This is a genomic window from Streptomyces sp. AC558_RSS880 (genome assembly GCF_019049255.1).
Lineage (GTDB): Bacteria > Actinomycetota > Actinomycetes > Streptomycetales > Streptomycetaceae > Streptomyces.
Window position 1 is genome coordinate 109,991 of sequence record NZ_JAGMUJ010000161.1, and the last position, 20,962, is coordinate 130,952.

Genomic DNA, 20,962 nt, shown 5'->3' on the forward strand with positions numbered 1-20,962 from the left:
TTCTCCGTTTCTCGGTACGTCGTGCTGTGTGGTGCGTGAGCGGGTGAAGCGCTTTCTTCGTAGGTGTGCGGAGTCCGGGAGGGGCGGCCGGTCAGCCGGCGTACGGGTCCTGGACCGTGCCCGGACGGGCGAGGAACTCGAAGTCGCAGCCGGTGTCGGCCTGCGTGATCTGCTCGTTGTAGAGCGCGCCGTAGCCGCGCTCGTAACGCACGGGCGGCGGCGTCCACTGCGCCCGGCGGCGCTCCAGCTCCTCGTCGTCGACGTCGAGCCGAAGGGTCCGGTTCTCGACGTCGAGGGTGATCGAGTCACCGGTGCGCACCAGGGCCAGCGGTCCGCCCACGTACGACTCGGGGGCGATGTGCAGGACGCACGCGCCGTAACTCGTCCCGCTCATGCGGGCGTCGGAGATCCGCACCATGTCCCGCACCCCCTGCTTGAGCAGGTGGTCGGGCAGGGGCAGCATCCCGTACTCGGGCATGCCCGGGCCGCCCTTGGGGCCGGCGTTGCGCAGGACCAGCACGCTGTCGGCGGTGATGTTCAACGCCGGGTCGTTGATGGTCCGCTGCATCTGCTTGTAGTCGTCGAAGACGACGGCACGGCCGGTGTGCCGCAGCAGGTGCTGTTCGGCGGCGATGTGCTTGATGACGGCGCCGTCCGGGCAGAGGTTGCCGCGCAGTACGGCGACCCCGCCCTCGTCCGCGACCGGATTGTCGCGGGGCCGGATGACGTCGTCATTGTGCACCTGCGCGCCGGCGATCTGCTCGCGCATCGTGTCGTGGCAGACGGTGGGACGGTCCAGGTGGAGCAGGTCCGGGATCCGGGAGAGGAACCCGGGCAGTCCGCCCGCGAAGTGGAAGTCCTCCATCAGGTACGTCTGTCCGCCGGGCCGCACGTTGGCCAGCACCGGGACGGTGCGGGCGATGCGGTCGAAGTCGTCGAGGGTGAGCTTGACGCCCGCGCGTCCGGCCATGGCGATCAGGTGGATGACGGCGTTGGTGGAGCCGCCGAGTCCGAGGACGGTCGTCACCGCGTCCTCGAAGGCGTCCGCGGTGAGGATGTCGCTCAGTTTCCGGTCCTTGTGGACCAGGTCGACGATGGTCAGGCCCGCCTTGGCGGCCATCCGGTCGTGCCCGGAGTCGACGGCCGGGATGCTGGACGCGCCCGGGACCGTGACGCCGAGGGCCTCGGCGGCGGCGGTCAGCGTGGACGCCGTACCCATGGTCATGCAGTGGCCGGGCGAGCGGGCCAGGCCGCTCTCCAGCTCCTGCATCTCGCAGTCGCCGATCAGGCCGGCGCGCTTGTCGTCCCAGTACTTCCACATGTCGGTGCCGGAACCGAGGACCTCGTTGCGCCAGTGTCCGGGCAGCATGGGCCCGGCCGGCACGAACACCGTCGGCAGGTCGGCGCTGGCGGCGCCCATCAGCAGGGCGGGCGTGGACTTGTCGCAGCCGCCCATCAGCACGGCGCCGTCGACCGGGTAGGACCGCAGCAGCTCCTCGGTCTCCATGGCGAGGAGGTTGCGGTAGAGCATGGGGGTCGGCTTCTGGAAGGTCTCGCTGAGGGTGGAGACCGGGAACTCGAGGGGGAAGCCGCCCGCCTGCCAGACGCCCCGCTTGACGGCCTGCGCGCGGTCGCGCAGGTGGACGTGGCAGGGGTTGATGTCGGACCAGGTGTTGAGGATCGCGATGACCGGCTTGCCCAGGTGCTCCTCGGGCAGGTAGCCGAGCTGGCGGGTGCGGGCGCGGTGGCTGAAGGAGCGCAGTCCGTCAGTGCCGTACCACTGGTGGCTGCGGAGCTGCTCGGGGGACTTCATATGGCCCACCCCGCGGCGATGGCGGCGACCTCGGCGCGCTCGCTCTCCGGCAGCGGCCTGCTCGGTGGGCGGACCTCGCGGCGGCACAGGCCGAGGGAGGCGAGGGCCTCCTTGACGACGGTGACGTTGTTGGCGGAGCCGTTGGCGGCGCGCAGTTCCTCGAAGCGGCGGATCTGCTCCCACACCTTCATGGCGGTCGGGTAGTCGCCGGAGCGCAGCGCCTCGATCATGTTCAGCGAGACGGACGGGGCGACGTTGACCAGCCCCGAGGTGAAGCCGGTGGCGCCGGCCGAGAAGTAGGAGGGGGCGTACGGCTCGGCGAGCCCCGCGACCCACACGAACCGCTCCAGTCCCGCGTCGCGGGCGAAGGCGGCGAACTTCGCCGCGTCCGGCACGGCGTACTTCACGCCGATCACGTTGGGGCAGGCGTCGGCGAGTTCGGCGAGCCGGGCGCCGGTGAGCTGGGCGTTGCGGATGTAGGGGACGACGCCGAGCTCGGGCACGGCCTCGGCGATCGCGCGGTGGTAGTCGACCCAGCCGCTCTGCGAGACGTAGGGGTGGACGGGCTGGTGCACCATCACCATCTGCGCGCCGAGTTCCCGGGCGTGCCGTGCGGAGGCGACGGCGGTGGGCACGTCGTGGCCCACGCCGACCAGGATCACCGAGCGGTCGCCGGCCTCCTCGACGGTCAGCTCGGTGACCAGCCGGCGCTCGTCGGGGGTCAGGGCGTAGAACTCGCCGGTGTTGCCGTTGGGGGTGAGGGTCGTGATGCCACCGTCGAGGAGACGACGCAGCAGGGCCCGGTAGGTGCCTGGGTCGACGGAGCCGTCCTCGGCGAACGGGGTCACCGGGATCGCCACCACGTCGGCCAGGGCCGCCCGCTGGGTCTCGAACGTCGTTGTCATGCCTGACCGTCCTCTTTCTGGGCTTCCGGGGCCGCCTCGAAGTCCCCTTCGACCTCGGGGAAGGCCCGTCGCACGAACGACGCGATGTGCGAGTGCAGAGCGCGGGCCGCGCCGTCCGCGTCACCGTCGAGCGCGAGCCGCAGGATCTCGCGGTGCTCGCTCGCCTCCCGTTCCCAGGAGGGGTCGGCGGCCCAGGCGACGGCCGAGACGAGGGCGGCCTGGTCGCGGACCTCGTCCAGCATCCGGCTGAGCAGCGGGTTGCCGCAGGGCACGTAGAGGGCGCGGTGGAACTCGCGGTTGGCGAGCGACCGTTCGGCCGTGTCACCGGCCTCGTCGGCGCGGGTCAGCGCGTCGCGTGCGGCGTCCAGGGAGGCGCCGCGGCGCACGGCGCGCTTGAGCGCCTCGGGTTCCAGGAGCAGCCGCACGTCGTAGACCTCGCGTGCCATGTCCGCGTCGACCATGCGCACCGTGACGCCCTTGTACTGGCTCATCACGACCAGACCGGTGCCGGCCAGGGTCTTGAGCGCCTCGCGCACCGGGGTCTTGGACACCCCGAACTGTGCGGCGAGGTCGGTCTCGACCAGGGCCTGGCCCGGTGTGAACCGGCCGGTGAGTATGCGGCGTTTGATCTCCTCCCGCACGTACTGCGTGCGGGAGGGGATCGGCGTGGGCACAGAGGTCATGCGCGCCTCTCGGATTTCGCGTCGGATCTCGCGTATCGGATCTCGCGTATCGCGTCTCATATATGACGTACGAAGTACGACGCGATGACCGTAGAAGTGGCCCGGAGTTTCGTCAATGCTTCTGACAGAGGAACTTGTCGTTGCCTCACACGGCGTATGTGCGGCCCTCCCGGGCGGTGGCGGTGGGTCCGCCGAAGACGGATGCGGCCCGGCCGGTCGCCGCCTCGGGGGTGAGCGTGGGACCGACGTGGGTGACGAGGAGTTCGCGCACGCCCGCCCGCCGGGCGGCGTCACCGGCGTCCTCGGGCGTCAGGTGGACCCGTTCGCTTTCGCGATGCTCGTCGATGTCCGCCTCACAGAGGAACAGGTCGGCGTCGCGGGCGAGTCCGGTGAGGGCGTCGCACGGTCCGCTGTCCCCGGAGTAGGCGAGGACCCGCCCCGCGCACTCGGCGCGCAGCCCGTAGGCCTCGACGTCGTGGACGACCGCGGTGGAGGTGAGGGCCAGGCCGCCGTGCCGGACGGTCTGCCCGTCGTGCAGGGGCCGGAAGTCGAATATGCCGCCGAGGAAGCCGGCGTCGGGGCGCCCGAAGAACCCGGCGAGCCGCTGGGCGCAGTCGGCCGGCGCGTGGACGGGGATCGGCGCGGGCGGGGTGAGCCCGCCGTACGCGAGGCCGTACACGGCGGCGAGCAGATCGGCGCTGTGATCGGCGTGCAGATGGGAGATCCATACGGCGTCGATGCGCGCCGGATCCGTGTGCCGCCGCAACTCGGCGAACGTCCCGAACCCCGCGTCGACCCACACCTCGGCGCCACCACCGCGCAGGAGGTACCCGGAGCTGGGGCGGTCGGGGCCGGGGTGCGGGGAGGCGGTGCCGAGGACGGTGAGCGTGAGATCGGAAGTCATGCGGGGAGGCTACGAGGCGCGCCCCGGCCCCCGCGCCTGCTTTACGCGGGCCTCGCCCTTTGCGCGGGCCTCGCCCTTTGCGCGGGCCTCGTCCAGCCCGGGTCCCGGCCACTCAGCCCGACCGTCCGGTCCAGGAGCGGGGCGTCGGGCGGGACGGGGACGACGGGGCCGAAGATGCCGCCGGTCCGGTCGGGGTCCTCGGCGGCGGCGGCCAGGAGGAAGGTGTGCGTGGCCTCCAGCGCGACGGGGTCGGGCGCGTAGGCCTGTCCGGTCGCGCGGGCCAGGTCCCAGCCGTGGATCACCAGTTCGTCGGTGACGACGGCGCCGGCGATCTCGCCCGGCAGGTCCACGCCGCCCGCGCGGGTCGCGCCGGTCCAGGCCGCCGGGTCCCGCCAGGTCTCGACGAGCTCGTCGAGCACCTTGGGCAGCTCCTCGCGCCAGCCCGGTCCGATGTCGGGCACGGCGGCGTCCGGGCTGGTGTCCGTGGTGACGCCCAGGTCCTTGCGGCCCGCGTCCCGGAAGGCGACGGCCAGCCCGAGGAGGTGGCCCAGCATGTTTCGTACCGCGTACCGCGGACAGGGTGTCCCGTCCGCCAGCTGTTCGTCGGTGACGCCCTCGGCGAGGCGCGCCACGATCCGGGCCTGCGGTCCGAGGTCGAGGGGGGTGTCGGTCATCGGGCTGCTCCTTCTGACGGTGGTCCTGGGAGACAGACCGGCCGGCCCCGCGGAACTCATCGCTCGGCGGCCCTCCTTCTAAGGCACCTGCCCGATCCCCACGGAGGGTCCTTAGGCCCACGATGAGCAGGCATGACGACGACATGGACGGTGGCCCGCGTGGTACGGGACCGCAATGCGGGCCTCTGCCTCACCGGGGTGGTGGTCTCCGGCTTCGGCACCTCCGCGCTGTGGCTGGCCTCGGGTGTGTGGGTGAAGGACCTCACCGGCTCGGACGGTCTCGCGGCCCTGTGCCTGCTGGCGATGTGGGCCCCCACCCTGGCCGGCCCGCTGCTGGGCACCCTGGCCGACCGGGTGCGCCGCAGGCCGCTGCTGATCGGCACGAGCCTGCTCATGGCGGGGCTCCTGCTCACCCTCTGCGCCGTCGGCTCACCGCGCGGGCTGTGGCTGCTGTACGCGGTGCTGTTCGTGTACGGCGCGGCGGGTGTCGTCCACGACGCGGCCGAGTCGGCGCTGCTCGCCACCGCCGTGGACCGCTCCCTGCTCGGCGATTTCAACGGCCTGCGGATGACCGCCGACGAGGGCATGAAGCTGCTGGCGCCGCTGGCCGGAGCGGGCCTCTACGCGGCGTACGGCGGGGCGGCCGTCGCCGTCCTGGACGCGGTCACCTTCCTGCTGGCCGCGGTGGTGTACGCGTTCCTGCGCGTACGGGAGGACCGGCCGGCGCCGCCGGCGGGCAGCCGCCGCGAGCGGACGGCCGAGGGCGCCCGCCACCTGTGGTCGCACCCGGTGCTGCGCCCGCTCGTGTCGGCGGGCGGCGCCACGATGCTGTGCGCGGGGGTGAGCGGGGCGCTGGTCTACGCCGTGGTCGAGGACCTCGGCCACTCCCCCGCGTACGCCGGTGTGCTGTACGCCGTCCAGGGCGCGGGGTCGGTGGTGGTCGGTCTGCTCTCCGGTCCGGCCCTGCGCCGTTTCGGCGCCCGGCGCTTCGCGGCGTACGGCATCGCCGTGCTGGCGGTCGCGGTGGCGCTGCGCGCGGTGCCGGACGACCCGCTGGCGTGGGCGTGCAGCGCGGCGATCGGCGTGGGTCTGCCCGCCGTGCTGATCGCCACGCTGACCGCCGTGCAGCACGAGACCCCGCCACCGCTGCTGGGCCGGGTCACCGCCACGGCCCACACCCTGGTGTTCGCCCCGAACGTCCTCGGCCTGGCGGCGGGCGCGGCCCTGGTCGAGCGCGTCGGCCACCGGCTGCTCCTGGCCGCCCTCGGCTGCGCCCTGACGGCAACGGCGGCAACACTCCTCACCCACCGGCCGAACCCCACCCCGGCATGACACAACTGCGACCAACCGCGCCGCCGCAGCTGCGGGCAATCGTGCCTCCCCCAGTGCCTTAAAGGCCTGGGAGGTACCCCCAGGGCGATGGGGGTCCCCCGCTCGAGCGGAGCCGAGAGTGGGGGAGGGTGGGCGGTGGGGGTACCTCCCGCTCATGGGGGTCCCTCCCGCTCATGGGGGTCCCTCCCGCTCGAGCGAAGTCGAGAGTGGGGGAGAAGTCGAGAGTGGGGGAGGCACCCCGCAAACGCCGGGCTGCGCAACACACCCCCGGCCCGGCCCCCGCACCGTCACGCCCCCGGCTCCTCAGAGCCCGGCCAGCGCCGACCGCACCGCGTCCAGGTCCCCGTCCGACGCCAGCCCCGCGTGGTACAGGCGCAGTTCCGTGGCGCCCAGGCGGCGGGCCTCCGCCGCGTCGGCCGCGAGGGTGGCGGGGCTGCCGCCCATACCGGAGACCACCGTGAAGTTGGCCGCGAGGACGGCGCCCTCGCGGCCTTCCCGCGCGAACGGCGTCAGCAGCCCGGCGCCTCCGGTGCAGGGCACGACCACGCCGTCGGCGACGGAGAGGATGTGGGCCGGGTCGACGCCGGCGTTGGCGCCGCAGTGGTAGGACACCGGGTCCGCGTGCAGCAGTACCTGGAAACCCTCGGGCGCGGCCTCCCGTACGGCCCGGACCGCCGCCTCCTGGAGCGTGCGGGCCGTCGCGTCGCGCCAGGCGCGCGTGGCGTTCGCCGGGGCCTCGCCGAGGAGCTTCTCCACGCCCGTCCAGCCCCCGTCGGAGGGCGCTCCCCGCCACACCGGTTCCAGCGCGGCGCGCACGGCGGCGGCGAGCTCGTCGGCGTCCAGGTCGTGGGCCCCGTACCCCTCCCGGCAGGAGGGGCAGAAGCACAGGGACATCAGGTACTGCCCGGCGTCCCCGAGCCCGACCCCGGCGGTCTTGTCGTGGGCGTGCAGATGGGCCAGTCCGTACCAGCCGAGGGACTCCAGCTCGGTGCCGCGCGCCCCGGGCCGTACCGCCGCCTCGGCGGCCAGGTCGGTCAGGTACGCGCGGGTGGCGGGCTGGGCGATACACGGCGCCCAGGGGTAGCGGTCGCCGTAGGCGTTGACCACCGAGGTGTCCGGATGCTCCGCGCCGAGGCGGGAGTTGTGTGCCAGTACCACCCAGGTGTGCACCTGGAGGCCCGCGTCCGCGAGCGCGGCGGCGGCCTCGCCGAAGGCGTCGCCGGGCGCCCAGTCCCCGGCCGGGTACGGGCGCAGGGCGCGGCCGGACCAGCGGTCGCCCGCCGGGTAGAGCACGGCCGCGTGTTCCGCGGTGACGACGCGGTGGCGCGGATGGCGCGGGGTCAGCGCGCGGGTGGAGTGGTAGGCGGAGGCGAGCGTCACCTGCGCCGTGCCGAGCGCGGCGATCCGCGCGGGTGCCTCCGGGTCCCCGTTGACGTCCCAGGGGTAGACGAACGCCGACGCCTTCACCGGCCCTCCTCGAGCAGCGCGTGTCCCCGCTCGATCAGCCGAGCGAGCTGCTTGACATGATCCCCGGCCGGTTCGTGCAGCGGCGGCCGCACCTCCCCCACGTCGAGGCCGCGCAGGCGTACGCCGGCCTTGACGAGGGAGACGGCGTAGCCGCTGCCCTGGGCGCGCAGTTCGACGAACGGCCGGTAGAAGCCGTCGATCAGGCGGTGCGCGGTGTCCGTGTCGCCGGTGCGGAAGGCCGTGTGGCAGGCGAGGGCGATCTCGGGCGCGAAGCAGAACACCGCGGACGAGTAGAGGGTGATGCCGATGCCGCCGTAGGCGGGCTGGGTCAGTTCGGCGGTCGGCAGCCCGTTGAAGTACAGGAAGTCACCGGGGTCCTCGGCGCGTACGGCGCTGACGATCCGCTGCATCAGGTCGAGGTCGCCGAGGCCGTCCTTGAAGCCGACGATCCCCTCGGTGCGGGCGAGTCCGACGACGGTCTCGGGGGTGAAGACGGCGTTGTCGCGCTGGTAGACGATGACCGGCAGGGAGGTCGCGGCGGCCATCTGCCGGTAGTGCCGCAGCAGTCCCTCCTGCGCGGCCTTGACCAGGTACGGCGGCATCGCGAGCAGCCCGTCGGCCCCGGCGCGCTCGGCGAGGCGGGCGTAGCGGACCGCGAGCGCGGTGCCGTACCCGGCGCCCGCGACCACCGGGACGCGCCCCTCGGTGGCCTCCACGGCCGCCGTCACGCACAGCTCGAACTCCTCCGGCGTCAGCGCGTGGAACTCACCGGTGCCGCAGCAGGCGAACACGGCGGCGGCCCCGGCCTCCACCCCGCGCCGCACGTGGAGCCGGTAGGTGTCGAGGTCGACGGAGCCGTCCGGTCCGTAGGCGGTGACCGGGAAGAACAGCGGCCCGCTGGGGACACCGAGTCGGGCGGCGAGAGGGGCTGACGTCACAAGCTCTCCCAGGTCCACATTTCTGATTCACGTCCATATTCCTGAACATGTTCACGCTAAGACGCCCCAGGGACCCCGGTCAAGCGCTGCAACCCGCCACACACCAGCGAATTCTTCCGTTCCGCGGGAAGTCGCGGAATACTTGACGCGCCGCGCCCCACCTCCTTAGCGTGTCCAAGAATATGAACATCGTGCGCCCATGTGTAAGGGTGACACGGTCGGCGATGCAAGGAGACCCGAGGATGCCCGCTCCCCGCACCGTTCTGCTCACCGGCGCCGCCGGCGGCCTCGGCACGCTGATGCGGGGCCTGCTCCCGGACCACGGTTACGACCTGCGCCTGCTCGACCTGCGCCCCGTCGACGGCGAACCGGACGCGATCGTCGCGGACCTCGCCGACCAGGACGCCGTGCGCGAGGCGGTCCGCGGCGTCGACGCGATCATCCACCTCGCGGGCATCTCCCTGGAAGCCTCGTTCGAGAAGATCCTGAAGGCCAACATCGAGGGCACGTACAACCTGTACGAGGCCGCCCGCGAGGAGGGCGTCGGCCGCGTCGTCTTCGCCTCCTCCAACCACGCCGTCGGCTACACCCCGCGCCCGCAGGGCGACGACCCCCTCATCCCGGTCGACACCCCGCGCCGCCCCGACACCTTCTACGGCCTGTCCAAGTGCTTCGGCGAGGACCTCGCCCAGCTCTACTGGGACAAGCACGGCGTCGAGACCGTCTCCGTGCGCATCGGCTCCTGCTTCCCCGAGCCGACCAGCGTGCGGATGCTCTCGGTGTGGATGAGCCCCGCCGACGGCGCCCGCCTCTTCCACGCCGCCCTGACCGCCGAGAACGTCGGCCACACCGTCGTCCACGGCTCCTCCGCCAACACCCGGCTGTGGTGGGACCTCACCTCCGCGCGGGCGCTCGGCTACGACCCGCAGGACGACTCCGAGCCGTACGCCGAGAAGCTGATCGCCGAGCAGGGCGAGCTGGACCCGGACAACCCGGCGCACGCCCGCCTGGGCGGCCACTTCGTCACCGACCCGCCCGTCTGGCCGTACTGACGGCAGGAATCGGGCGGGAAATCGACGCATCCCACGGCGGGCGGGCACCGAACGGGCCCGCCCGCCGCCGCATGCGGGCATCCGCGCTGCCCGCTCCCACCCGTTCCCCCGCGCCCTCCCAGGTCCGAGCCGGGCACGAGGCGAGCCGAACGGGCACAACCGGGCAGGAACGGGCCCGAAGCAGACCTGGTCAGCGCCGGAAGCCCGCTGTACAACTTCCTGCATGGGTCCCACCGGGCCCGAACGGGCAGCGAGATCAGGAAGCGGGAGTCCGGCCATGAGCAACAGGACGGCCGAAGAGCGCCAGCGGGAGATCGTACGGGTGGCGCGCACCACCGGCTCGGTCGACGTCAGCGCGCTCGCCGCCGACCTGGGCGTGGCGAAGGAGACCGTACGACGGGATCTGCGCGCCCTGGAGGACCACGGTCTGGTGCGCCGCACCCACGGCGGCGCCTATCCCGTGGAGAGCGCCGGCTTCGAGACGACGCTCGCCTTCCGCGCCACCAGCCACGTCCCCGAGAAGCGCAGGGTCGCGGCCGCCGCGGCCGAGCTGCTCGGGGACGCCGAGACGGTCTTCGTCGACGAGGGCTTCACCCCCCAGCTCATCGCCGAGGCCCTGCCCACCGACCGGCCGCTCACCGTGGTCACCGCCTCCCTGCCGGTCGCGGGCGCGCTCGCGGGGACCGGCACCACGTCCGTCCTGCTGCTCGGCGGCCGGGTCCGCTCCGGAACCCTCGCCACCGTCGACCACTGGACGACGAGGATGCTCTCCGGTTTCGTCATCGACCTGGCGTTCATCGGCGCCAACGGGATCTCCCGCGAACACGGACTGACCACGCCCGACCCGGCGGTCGGCGAGGTCAAGGCGCAGGCGGTCCGGGCCTCCCGCCGGGTGGTGTTCGCCGGCGTCCACACCAAGTTCGGGGCGGTCAGCTTCTGCCGGTTCGCCGAGGTCGGCGCGCTGGAGGCGATCGTCACGAGCACCCTGCTCCCGGCGGCCGAGGCCCATCGCTACTCCCTGCTCGGCCCGCAGGTCATCCGGGTCTGAACCACATCAGCACACCGTTCCACGTCCCCATCGGGCCGATCCGCACCAGGTCGCGCCCGTTACCTCCCTATACGTCCAGGAGCGATCCATGCGAACCCAGAGCCGACGGAGGCCGCCGCGAGCCACACTCGCCGCGGTCGCCGCAGGGACGCTGCTCGCCCCGCTGCTCTCCGGCTGCTGGGTCGGAGCGGGCGGGGCCGGATCCGGCGGTGACTCCATCAACGTCCTGATGGTCAACAACCCGCAGATGGTCGAGTTGCAGAAGCTGACCGCGGACCACTTCACCGAGGACACCGGCATCAAGGTCAACTTCACCGTGCTGCCGGAGAACGACGTCCGCGACAAGATCAGCCAGGACTTCGCCAACCAGGCCGGCCAGTACGACGTGGCCACCCTGTCCAACTACGAGATCCCCATCTACGCCCGCAACGGCTGGCTGCGCGAGATGGACCCGTACGTCGCGAAGGACGGCGCCTACGACGAGCAGGACGTGCTGGGGCCGATGCGCCAGTCCCTCACCGGCGACGACGGCAAGCTCTACGGCCAGCCCTTCTACGGCGAGTCGTCCTTCCTGATGTACCGCAAGGACGTCTTCGAGAAGGAGGGCCTGACCATGCCCGCCGAGCCCACCTGGCGGCAGGTGGCCGACCTCGCCGCCGCACTCGACGGCGCCGAGCCGGGCATGAAGGGCATCTGCCTGCGCGGACTGCCCGGCTGGGGCGAGGTCATGGCGCCGCTGACCACCGTGGTCAACACCTTCGGCGGCACCTGGTTCGACAAGGACTGGAAGGCCCGGCTCGACTCCCCCGAGTGGAAGGAGGCCGTGGAGTTCTACGTCGGCCTGGTGCGCGAGCACGGCGAGTCCGGCGCACCCCAGGCCGGCTTCGCCGAGTGCCTGAACAACATGACCCAGGGCAAGGTCGCCATGTGGTACGACGCCACCTCCGCGGCCGGCTCCCTGGAGGCCGCCGGGTCCCCCGTCAAGGGCAAGGTCGGCTACGCCCCCGCGCCCGTCGAGAAGACCGAGTCCTCCGGCTGGCTCTACACCTGGGCCTGGGGCATCCAGCACGCCTCCCGCAACCCCGACAACGCCTGGAAGTTCGTCTCCTGGGCCTCCGGCAAGGAGTACGAGCAGCTGGTCGGCGACGAGATCGGCTGGTCCAACGTCCCGGCCGGCAAGCGCGCCTCCACCTACGCCAACCCCGCCTACCGCGCGGAGGCCGCCGCCTTCCAGGAGATGACCAAGGAGGCCATCGAGCAGGCCCGGCCCGACGACCCCGGCGTACAGCCCCGTCCGGCGCCCGGCATCCAGTTCGTCGGCATCCCCGAGTTCACCGACCTCGGCACCAAGGTCTCCCAGGAGATCAGCGCGGCCATCGCCGGACGCCAGTCCGTCGAGTCGGCCCTGAAGAAGTCCCAGCAGCTCGCCGAAGAGATCTCCGAGGAGTACGAGGGCCGATGACCGCCACGACAACGGCCCCCACGGCCGCACCCAGGACACGCTCCGCCCCTCGCCCGCCCTCCGCCCGGCTGCGCGCCTGGGCCACCCGGGCCCCGCTGCTGCCCGCCCTGATCTTCATGATCGCGGTGACCCAGCTGCCCTTCGTGGCGACGCTGGTGATCTCCTTCTTCGACTGGAACTCCCTCTATCCCGACGCCCGTCACTTCGCCGGCTTCGAGAACTACCAGGAGGTGCTCACCGACGCGGCCCTGCGCAAGTCGGTCTGGACGACGATCCTGCTGACCGTCGCCGTCGTGCTCGCCAGCCTGGTCCTCGGGCTGCTCCTCGCCCTCCTGCTGGACCGGAGGTTCCGCGGCCGGGGCATCGTCCGCACCCTGCTGATCGCCCCGTTCCTGGTGGTCCCGGTGGCGGCGGCCCTGCTGTGGAAGCACGTCCTCTACAACCCCGAGTACGGACTCCTCAACGGCCTGCTGCACTACGTCGGCGGCCCCCAGCCCGACTGGGTCTCCAACACCCCGCTGCTCGCCGTCGAGGCCTCACTGGTGTGGCAGTGGACCCCGTTCATGATGCTGATCCTGCTCGCCGGACTGCAGAGCCGGGACCAGCAGCAGATCGAGGCCGCCCGCGTCGACGGCGCGGGCGACTGGCAGATCTTCGTCCACCTCACCCTGCCCCACCTGCGCCGCTACCTCGAACTGGGCGCCCTGCTCGGCTCGATCTACATCGTGCAGAACTTCGACGCGGTCTTCACCATCACGTCCGGCGGCCTGGGCACCGCCAACCTGCCCTACACCGTCTACCAGACCTTCTACCAGGCCCACGAGAACGGCCTCGCCTCGGCCGCCGGCGTCCTGGTCGTCATCGGCTCGATCATCATCGCGACCTTCGCCCTGCGCGTGGTGTCGTCCCTGTTCCGCGAGGAGGTGTCCCGCGCATGAGCAGCACCACCGTACGCACCGGCGGCCGGTTCCGCGGCGGAGCGGGTCTCGGCCTGGTCGCCTGGCTGGCCGGCATCGTGTTCTTCCTGCCCATCGCCTGGATGGCGCTGACGTCCTTCCACTCCGAGGCGGACGCGGCCACCAACCCGCCGTCCTTCACCGCCGCCCTCACCCTCGACGGCTACCGCGAGTTCTTCGGCGCGGGCGGCGGCGCGAGCCCCTGGCCGGCCCTGATCAACTCCACGGTCGCGTCCGTCGCCTCGACGCTCCTGGTCCTGCTGCTGGCCCTGCCCGCGGCCTACGCCCTGTCCATCCGCCCGGTGAAGAAGTGGACGGACGTCCTCTTCTTCTTCCTCTCCACCAAGATGCTGCCCGTCGTGGCCGGCCTGCTGCCGATCTACCTGTTCGCCAAGAACACGGACCTGCTGGACAACATCTGGCTGCTGGTCATCCTCTACACCTCCATGAACCTGCCGATCGCGGTGTGGATGATGCAGTCCTTCCTCGCCGAGGTGCCGGTCGCGATCATCGAGGCCGCGCGGGTGGACGGCGCGAAGCTGCCGACGGTCCTGGCCCGGGTGGTCGCGCCCATCGCGCTCCCCGGCATCGCGGCGACCTCCCTCATCTGCTTCATCTTCAGCTGGAACGAACTGCTGTTCGCCCGGGTCCTGACGGGCGTGGTCGCCGAGACCGCCCCCGTCTTCCTGACCGGCTTCATCACCAGCCAGGGCCTGTTCCTGGCCAAGGTGTGCGCCGCGTCGCTCGTCATCTCCCTGCCGGTGCTCGCCGCGGGGTTCGCCGCCCAGGACAAACTCGTCCAGGGCCTGTCGTTGGGAGCAGTGAAATGAAGGCCGCCGTCATCGAGTCCGTGGGCAAGGCCGTCGTCACCGAGGTCCCGGACCCGACGCCAGGGCCGCGCGACGTCGTCGTCGAGGTCGCCGCCTGCGGACTGTGCGGCACGGACCTGCACATCCTCCAGGGCGAGTTCGCGCCGAAGCTGCCGATCGTGCCGGGGCACGAGTTCGCCGGCGAGGTGGTCGGCGTCGGCGCGCAGGTCACGGAGGTGTCGCTCGGCGACCGGGTGGCCGTGGACCCCTCCCTGTACTGCTACGAGTGCCGCTACTGCCGGAACGGCCACAACAACCTCTGCGAACGCTGGGCGGCGATCGGCGTCACCACGGCGGGTGGCGCGGCCCAGTACGCCGTGGCGCCGGTGGCGAACTGCGTCAGGCTCCCCGAGCACGTCCGCACCCAGGACGCGGCGCTGATCGAGCCGCTGTCCTGCGCGGTGCGCGGCTACGACGTGCTCCAGTCCCGTCTCGGCGCCCATGTGCTGATCTACGGGTCCGGGACCATGGGCCTGATGATGCTGGAGCTGGCGAAGCGGACCGGTGCGGCGAGTGTGGACATGGTGGACCTGAATCCGGCGCGGCTGGAGACGGCGCGGGCGCTGGGCGTGTCCGCGTCGGCGGCGAACCCCGACGAACTCGACCGTCCCCAGGGCTGGGACCTCGTCATCGACGCGACGGGCAACGCGGCGGCGATCCAGGACGGCCTGGACCGGGTGGCCAAGGCCGGTACGTTCCTCCAGTTCGGGGTGGCCGACTACGCGACGCGGGTGACGATCGATCCGTACCGGATCTACAACCAGGAGATCACCATCACCGGCTCGATGGCCGTCCTGCACAGCTACGAGCGGGCGGCGGAGCTCTTCGCGGGGGGTGTCCTGGACCCGGACGTCTTCATCAGCGACCGCCTCCCGCTGGACCGGTACCCGCAGGCGCTGGAGCAGTTCGCGGCGGGCGTGGGCCGGAAGATCGTGGTCGTGCCCTGACGTTTCCCGAACGCCGGCAGGGGGTGCGGGACAGCGCCCCGGGACGCCGGGCCCCGCTCGAGCGAAGCCGGGAACGAGGGGAGGGCGGGGGCGCCCAGGGACGAAACCCCCTGGGCGCCCCCGCCCTCCCTTCCGTACCATCCCCGGCATGCCCAGACCCAGCGGCTTCGCCTACGAGGCCCACGCCACCGGAACCGTCCGTGTCACCCACCGCGACCGCCCCGCGACCACCCTCCGGGGCGACCGGGCCACCCGCTTCCTCACCGAGGTCACCACCGTTTCCGACCCCCAGCTCGTCATGGCCCGCTGGACCGGGAACCACAAGCGCGGCAACGAACGCTCCGCCCGCGACCACCCCCGCAACCGGCGCTGAGCCGGGCGGGGAACCGACCGCGCCGAACGACGGTCCACGGGCGAAAGGACTGCGACGGCGACAACGGAGACCCCACGGCCCGATCGGACGACAGGTAAGGGAACGGCAAAACCGCCCCGCTCGTTCACCCGGCATGACCGCTATGACCCCCGGCTCGAACATCCCTCTTCCCACCGTCCGCGTGACGGTGGACGTCGCCGCCCCCGTGCGGCTCGACGTATCGGGCCTGCTGCTCACCGCCGACGGCAAGGTGCGCTCCGACGACGACTTCATCTTCTACAACCAGCCCGCCGGCCCCGGCGTGACCTACCGGTCCGGCGGCGGCACCGCCCCCGACGCCATCACGGTCGACACCACGGCCGTACCCCCCGGCATCGAGAAGATCGTCGTCACCGCCAGCCCCGACGCCGCCGGCCAGACCTTCCAGGGCATCGAACCGACCGCCACCATCCGCAACGCGGACGACAACACGGTCCTCGCCACCTTCACACCCCCGGCCCTCGGCGCCGAGACGGCACTGGTGGTCGTCGAGATCTACCTGCGCAACGGCGCCTGGAAGGCCCGCGCCGTCGGCCAGGGCTACGCCAACGGCCTGGCCGGCATCGCCACCGACTTCGGCGTCACGGTCGAGGAACCCGCCGCCCCCGCCGCCCCCGCCGCCCAGCCGGCCACCCCGCAGGCGCCCCCCGTGCCGGCCGCGGCCCCCGCCGCCCAGCCCGCGCCCCCGGCACCGCCCGCCGCCGCCCCCGGCACCGGGAAGATCAACCTGGACAAGGGCCGGGTCAGCCTCCAGAAGAACCAGACCGTCTCCCTGATGAAGGGCGGCCGCCCGCTGCTCTCCCAGGTCAAGATGGGCCTCGGCTGGGAACCGGCCTACCGCGGCAAGGACATCGACCTCGACGCCTCGGTCATCGCCTACGGCCCGCAGCGCAACCACATCGACAGCTGCTACTTCGGCAAGCTGCAGATCGTGAACGGCGCGATCCGGCACTCCGGTGACAACCTCACCGGCGAGGGCGGCGGCGACGACGAGGTGATCACCGTGGACCTCGGACGCCTCCCCCAGGAGGTCTCGGGCCTGGTCTTCACGGTCAACTCCTTCTCCGGCCAGAAGTTCACCGAGGTCGCCAAGGCGTACTGCCGTCTCCTGGACGCCACCACCGGCGAGGAACTGGTCCGTTTCGACCTCACCAGCGCCGAACCGCAGACGGGCGTGATGATGGCGAAGCTGATCCGGCAGTACTCCGGCGAGTGGGAGATGACCGCGATGGGCGACTTCGTGAAGTCCCGCACGGTACGGGGGATGGTGAAGCCGGCCGGCCAGGCGCTGTAACCACGCGGACGAGCCGTCGGGCGCCCCCGCCCAGGGGGCGCCCGGACAGGCCCTAAGCCCGCAGCCCCTCCATCAGCAGCCCCAGATAGCGGCGGATCTGCGTGCCCTCCCCGCCCGCCAGCTCCGAGGCCGTCGCCACTCCGTGGGCCAGCCGCAGCACATCGACGGGCTCGACGTCGCGCCGCAGCGCTCCCGCCTCCCGCGCCGCCCCGACCAGCCGGTCCACCGCGCCCTTCAGCGGATCGCAGCACTCCGTGCCGCCGTCCCCGACGGCGGCGCCCAGCAGCGCCCGCAGCCCCCGGAGCCGGAGCATCCCGGCGCCGAGTTCGTTCAGCCACTCCACCAGTGCCTCGCCCGGCGGCAGCCGCCCGGCCAGTTCGGCGGCGCGGGCCGCGATCGACTCGATGCGGTCGACGTAGGCGGCCTCCAGCAGCGCCTGACGGGTCGGGAAATGCCGGTAGAGCGTGCCGGAACCGACGCCCGCCCGCTTGGCGATGTCGTCGAGCGAGGCGCCCTCACCGTGCGCGGCGAACGCTTCCACCGCGGCCTGGAGCAGCAGCTCGCGATTGCGGCGGGCGTCCGCGCGCATGGACCTGACCTGCGCCATCACCCACTCCTCACCCCCGGGAACCCTCCCCGTACCCTACCGAGCGGGCAGCGGGGAGGGACCCGGAACGGAGCACCGCCTCACGCGGCCCACGGCCAGTCGGCGTCCCGGCCGGCCTCGAGCAGCGGAACCATCCGGAAAGCCGCGTCCGTGAGGCCCCCGAAGGTGTGCCGGTTCGCCGTGCCCGACGGGCCGTGGCCCGCGCGGTGTCCGGCGAGGTTCCAGGTGTAGACCGGGACATCGGCCGGGACCTGCTCGGTCGGGTCGCCGTGGTGGCTGTGGGTGTACTGCTCGTCGGTGACGATCAGCACGCGGTCGTGCCCCTGGTAGTGCCGGCGCACCGCCTCGGTGGTGTCGGTGCCGCCGAGGTTGCCGAACCGGCCGAGGATCTTCAGCACCGACTCGCCCCGGCGGAACGGCACCGGCCTGTTCGTCGAGCCGAACTCGACGAGGTCCGCCTTCCCGGCCCGCAGCGCGAGCGCCGTGCCGAAGACCGCCGCCGCGTCCGCGCAGGTGAGCTCGGAGCGGTCCGACATCCGCGAGTAGAACATCGAGCCGGAGCGGTCGACGAGCACCAGGGTGCGGCCGGGCAGCGCGGGCACATGGGCCAGCGAGTGGCCGAGCGCCTGCTCCAGTGGGTACGACCAGCGCAGCGACGGCGCGTGCCGGTACGCGGCGAGGTACCGGAAGGGGAACTGCCGGGACTTCGCGACCTCCGCCGGGTCGGCGATGCGGGCGGCGACCCGCGCGGCGACCTCGTCGGAGACCCCGGCCTCGTCGAAGTTCCGCAGATTCCGGATCAATGCCATCGTGCCCATGGACGGGATCACGGCCTCCCAGGCCGCCTTGTCCATCGGCCCCTGCAGCCAGCCCGCCAGCGCCTCCCAGGTGAGGCCCGCGGCGGCGAGCCGCTCGGCCCCGTCGGGTGCCGTGACGACCGCGCGCCGCTCCTCGACGGGCAGCGCCATCAGCTCGCGGTGCGCGGTGAGGACACGGTTCGAGGCGGGCGGCACCGCGGTGTCCGGGTGGTGCCGGCGGTCGAGGGCGTACCGGAACAGCTCTCCCTGCCACGGCTTGTCCGGGTCGGGGGCCGCGTGCACCAGGTTGAGGACGTCGCCGAAGCGGTAGCCCTTGGACGCGGTGTCGTACTTCAGCAGGGCCTTGCCGCCGTAGAGCCGCCGGACGGCGTCGGCGAGACCGCGCTTGACGGGCTTGGGGACGGCGCGCCCGTACCGGGCGGTCCAGTAGGCGAGCAGTTCGCCGGGCTCGTCGGGGCGCCGCAGTACGGAGTCCACGACCTGCCGGTTCGACGGACCGCCGGTCGCGCCGGCGTCCAGGCGGGCCTTGACGTACTCGGCGGCGCCCACGATCGACGCGGTCCGCAGGTTGCCCTCGCCGCGCAGCCAGCCGAGCAGCCCGGCCGTCCAGGACGGGTCGCTCACGGCGAGCTCGCGCACGAGCTTCGCGAACCGGTCGTCACGGTCGTCGCCGGTCTCGTAGAAGGCCTGCTGCGTCACGAAATTGGAGACGGCGAGCAGGAAGAGTTCGGAGCGCGGCTCCCGCTCGCGGCCTCGGCCGCCCTCGTGGGTACGCAGCACGCGGCCGGTCGACGTCACGCGCGACGCCGGCTGCGCCCTGGCGGCCCGGGTGTTGAATCGCGCCATGGTGAATTCCCCCGAATCCAAGTCCTTTTCGGAGGGAGGCGCGACAAAGGAGGGTGCCCGAGGTCGGAACCGGCGACGGGAACATTCGGATGCTCTGCCTTTTGAGCTACATCGACCCGAAGTCGATGACGGGACTCGAACCCGCAACTCTCCGATCAAAGAAGTATCCGCTGCCTGCGCACCGGGCACCCACCAAATGCCGCACCCCCCGAGATCAAGTCGGCGGCGGCCTGGATTCGATCACAACGAAGGAGCCGTCGCCCGCGCACCGGGAGGTGCATGAAGTTGTGGTGTCCAGAGATCAAGGCCGGCGGAACCGACAAGGTGCTCTAACCCCTGAGCTACACCGGCGCGTTGTGCCGGTGACGGGACTCGAACCCGTGACCGCCCCATTATGAGTGGAAGTAGGTCCTGCCTTCGCACCTGGACGTGCATCACTCTAAGCGGGCGGTCCTCGGCCGGGCGAGCGAATTAATCACCGGCGCTTCTGCCGCTTCCACGGACCCGTGATGGCGAGCATGATGCCGGGTTCCTGGATGTTGGCGTACAGGGTCTTCCCGTCGGGCGAGAAGGTGACGCCGGTGAATTCGCTGAACTCCGGCTCGTCCTCGGTGCCGATGTTGAGTTCGTTGCGGGCGATGGGGTAGGTGCGTCCGCTGTCGGTGGCGCCGAACAGGTGCTGCACGCCCTCGCCGTTCTCGGCGATGATCAGGCCGCCGTACGGCGAGACGGTGATGTTGTCCGGACCGTCGAAGGCGCCGTCCCTGGACGGGTCCCGGTTGACGCCGAGCAGGACCTTCAGGGTCAGCGTGCGGCGCCTGGGGTCGTAGAACCAGACCTGGCCGTCGTGCTGGACGGGGCTCTCCTCACGGGCGTACGAGGAGACGATGTAGGCCCCGCCGTCGCCCCACCACATGCCCTCCAGCTTGCGGGCGCGGGTGACCTCGCCCTCCGCGAACTGCTCGCGCACGTCGACGGTCCGCGCGTCGCGGTCGGGTACGTCCACCCAGTCGACGCCGTACACCGTGCCGGTCTTCGTGGCGCGGGAGAGGTCGTCGACGTACCGGCCGCCGGAGTCGTAGCACTTGGGCGCCTGGAGGACACCGGCGTCGTCGGCGAGGGTGCGGAGGGTGCCGGGGCCGTAGCGGAAGCCCTCCGGCGGGGTCCAGCGGTAGAAGAGGCCGTTGGGCTCGTCGGCGTCCTCGGTGAGGTAGGCGTGGCCGCGCTTGGTGTCGATGACGACGGCCTCGTGGTCGTAACGGCCGAAGAACTTCAGCGGCTTGGGGTCGCGGTTGGCGCGCCGGTCGGCGGGGTCGACCTCGAAGACGTAGCCGTGGTCCTTGGTCATGCCGTTCTCGCCGGCCCGGTCGGAGTTCTCCTCGCAGGTGAGCCAGGTGCCCCAGGGGGTGCTGCCGCCGGCGCAGTTGTTGGCGGTGCCGGCGATGCCGACCCACTCGGCGACGCTGCCGTCGGGGCGCACCTCGACGACGGTGCAGCCGCCGGGTGCGGCCGGGTCGTAGACGAGGCCCTCGGTGAGCGGGACGGGGAACTCGACCTCGTCGCGCGGGCCGTCCATCTCGTGGTTGTTGACCAGGAGGGTGCTGCCGCGCGGGCCGGGGAAGGCGGCCGTGCCGTCGTGCTCGGCGGGCGTGAACTCGCCCGACTCCAGCCGGGTCTTACCAGTGTGGGTGAGGACGCGGTAGGTGAACCCGGCGGGCAGGGCGAGGAGTCCGTCCGGGTCCGCGACGAGCGGTCCGTACCCGACCCCGCCGTGCCGCTCCGCCGCTTCCCCGGCGCCTTCGTCCGCGCTCTCGGTGTCGGCGGTCGCGAGGGCGTGGGGCGCGGAGGCGAGGGCGGCCACACTGCCCGCCAGCGCGACACCGGCGCCGGCGATCGCGGACGTTCTGGCGAAGTCCCTGCGGGTGAGCGACATGC

General features: G+C 72.2%; 19 protein-coding genes. 9 read left to right on the forward strand and 10 right to left on the reverse strand.

Going from position 1 to position 20,962, the window contains the following annotated elements; translation table 11 throughout:
• Positions 1–91: 91 nt before the first annotated feature.
• From araD to KUM38_RS36580, 5 genes are all read right to left on the reverse strand, one after another.
• On the reverse strand, positions 92–1,813 hold the full coding sequence (gene araD, locus KUM38_RS36560) for an L-arabinonate dehydratase (protein ID WP_217136189.1): 1,722 nt from the start codon (positions 1,811–1,813) through the stop codon (positions 92–94).
• Entirely contained in the window at positions 1,810–2,718 is a 909-nt protein-coding gene (locus tag KUM38_RS36565; RefSeq protein WP_217136191.1) for a dihydrodipicolinate synthase family protein, read from the reverse strand. Before KUM38_RS36565 ends, araD begins: the two co-directional genes overlap by 4 nt.
• On the reverse strand, positions 2,715–3,401 hold the full coding sequence (locus tag KUM38_RS36570) for a GntR family transcriptional regulator (RefSeq protein ID WP_217136193.1): 687 nt from the start codon (positions 3,399–3,401) through the stop codon (positions 2,715–2,717). The genes KUM38_RS36565 and KUM38_RS36570 overlap by 4 nt, the downstream gene beginning before the upstream one ends.
• A 145-nt stretch (positions 3,402–3,546) precedes the next feature.
• Positions 3,547–4,305, reverse strand: coding sequence for an MBL fold metallo-hydrolase (locus KUM38_RS36575; RefSeq protein WP_217136194.1), 759 nt, complete (start codon positions 4,303–4,305; stop codon positions 3,547–3,549).
• 41 nt (positions 4,306–4,346) lie between these two features.
• Complete coding sequence (locus KUM38_RS36580; RefSeq protein WP_217136197.1) at positions 4,347–4,979, reverse strand: TIGR03086 family metal-binding protein; 633 nt, start codon at positions 4,977–4,979, stop codon at positions 4,347–4,349.
• 132 nt (positions 4,980–5,111) lie between these two features.
• On the opposite strand from KUM38_RS36580, the gene KUM38_RS36585 reads away from it, so the two are divergent.
• Positions 5,112–6,311, forward strand: coding sequence for an MFS transporter (locus tag KUM38_RS36585; protein WP_217136198.1), 1,200 nt, complete (start codon positions 5,112–5,114; stop codon positions 6,309–6,311).
• Between the two features lie 303 nt (positions 6,312–6,614).
• Here KUM38_RS36585 and KUM38_RS36590 read toward each other — a convergent pair whose 3' ends face one another.
• Both KUM38_RS36590 and KUM38_RS36595 read right to left on the reverse strand, forming a co-directional pair.
• Positions 6,615–7,778 carry a hypothetical protein gene (locus tag KUM38_RS36590; protein WP_217136200.1) on the reverse strand — a complete coding sequence of 388 codons (1,164 nt, stop codon included), beginning with the start codon at positions 7,776–7,778 and terminating at the stop codon, positions 6,615–6,617.
• Positions 7,775–8,716: a 5-dehydro-4-deoxyglucarate dehydratase gene (locus KUM38_RS36595; RefSeq protein WP_217136202.1), complete on the reverse strand. Its 942-nt coding sequence runs from the start codon at positions 8,714–8,716 to the stop codon at positions 7,775–7,777. The genes KUM38_RS36590 and KUM38_RS36595 overlap by 4 nt, the downstream gene beginning before the upstream one ends.
• Before the next feature lie 242 nt (positions 8,717–8,958).
• On the opposite strand from KUM38_RS36595, the gene KUM38_RS36600 reads away from it, so the two are divergent.
• The 8 genes from KUM38_RS36600 (at position 8,959) to KUM38_RS36635 (ending at position 16,756) form a co-directional block, all read left to right on the forward strand.
• Positions 8,959–9,768, forward strand: coding sequence for an NAD(P)-dependent oxidoreductase (locus KUM38_RS36600; RefSeq protein ID WP_217136204.1), 810 nt, complete (start codon positions 8,959–8,961; stop codon positions 9,766–9,768).
• A 277-nt stretch (positions 9,769–10,045) separates the two neighbouring features.
• Entirely contained in the window at positions 10,046–10,816 is a 771-nt protein-coding gene (locus KUM38_RS36605; RefSeq protein WP_217136206.1) for a DeoR/GlpR family DNA-binding transcription regulator, read from the forward strand.
• A gap of 88 nt (positions 10,817–10,904) precedes the next feature.
• Positions 10,905–12,278 (forward strand): sugar ABC transporter substrate-binding protein, encoded by a 1,374-nt coding sequence (locus tag KUM38_RS36610; RefSeq protein ID WP_217136208.1) that lies wholly within the window; start codon positions 10,905–10,907, stop codon positions 12,276–12,278.
• Positions 12,275–13,216 carry a carbohydrate ABC transporter permease gene (locus tag KUM38_RS36615; RefSeq protein WP_217136210.1) on the forward strand — a complete coding sequence of 314 codons (942 nt, stop codon included), beginning with the start codon at positions 12,275–12,277 and terminating at the stop codon, positions 13,214–13,216. Before KUM38_RS36610 ends, KUM38_RS36615 begins: the two co-directional genes overlap by 4 nt.
• Positions 13,213–14,064 carry a carbohydrate ABC transporter permease gene (locus KUM38_RS36620; RefSeq protein ID WP_217136212.1) on the forward strand — a complete coding sequence of 284 codons (852 nt, stop codon included), beginning with the start codon at positions 13,213–13,215 and terminating at the stop codon, positions 14,062–14,064. Before KUM38_RS36615 ends, KUM38_RS36620 begins: the two co-directional genes overlap by 4 nt.
• Entirely contained in the window at positions 14,061–15,050 is a 990-nt protein-coding gene (locus KUM38_RS36625) for a zinc-dependent alcohol dehydrogenase family protein (protein ID WP_217136214.1), read from the forward strand. The genes KUM38_RS36620 and KUM38_RS36625 overlap by 4 nt, the downstream gene beginning before the upstream one ends.
• Before the next feature lie 148 nt (positions 15,051–15,198).
• Entirely contained in the window at positions 15,199–15,423 is a 225-nt protein-coding gene (locus KUM38_RS36630) for a hypothetical protein (protein ID WP_217136218.1), read from the forward strand.
• Positions 15,424–15,565: 142 nt separating this feature from the next.
• On the forward strand, positions 15,566–16,756 hold the full coding sequence (locus KUM38_RS36635; protein WP_217136835.1) for a TerD family protein: 1,191 nt from the start codon (positions 15,566–15,568) through the stop codon (positions 16,754–16,756).
• Positions 16,757–16,808: 52 nt separating this feature from the next.
• On the opposite strand, the gene KUM38_RS36640 is transcribed toward KUM38_RS36635, so the two are convergent.
• The 3 genes from KUM38_RS36640 to KUM38_RS36650 form a co-directional block, all read right to left on the reverse strand.
• Complete coding sequence (locus KUM38_RS36640; protein ID WP_217136219.1) at positions 16,809–17,363, reverse strand: TetR/AcrR family transcriptional regulator; 555 nt, start codon at positions 17,361–17,363, stop codon at positions 16,809–16,811.
• Positions 17,364–17,443: 80 nt separating this feature from the next.
• Positions 17,444–19,027 carry a TROVE domain-containing protein gene (locus KUM38_RS36645; protein ID WP_217136221.1) on the reverse strand — a complete coding sequence of 528 codons (1,584 nt, stop codon included), beginning with the start codon at positions 19,025–19,027 and terminating at the stop codon, positions 17,444–17,446.
• Positions 19,028–19,502: 475 nt separating this feature from the next.
• The gene (locus KUM38_RS36650; RefSeq protein WP_217136223.1) at positions 19,503–20,960 is read right to left on the reverse strand and encodes an alkaline phosphatase PhoX; all 1,458 of its coding nucleotides are present in this window, start codon (positions 20,958–20,960) and stop codon (positions 19,503–19,505) included.
• Positions 20,961–20,962 lie beyond the last annotated feature (2 nt).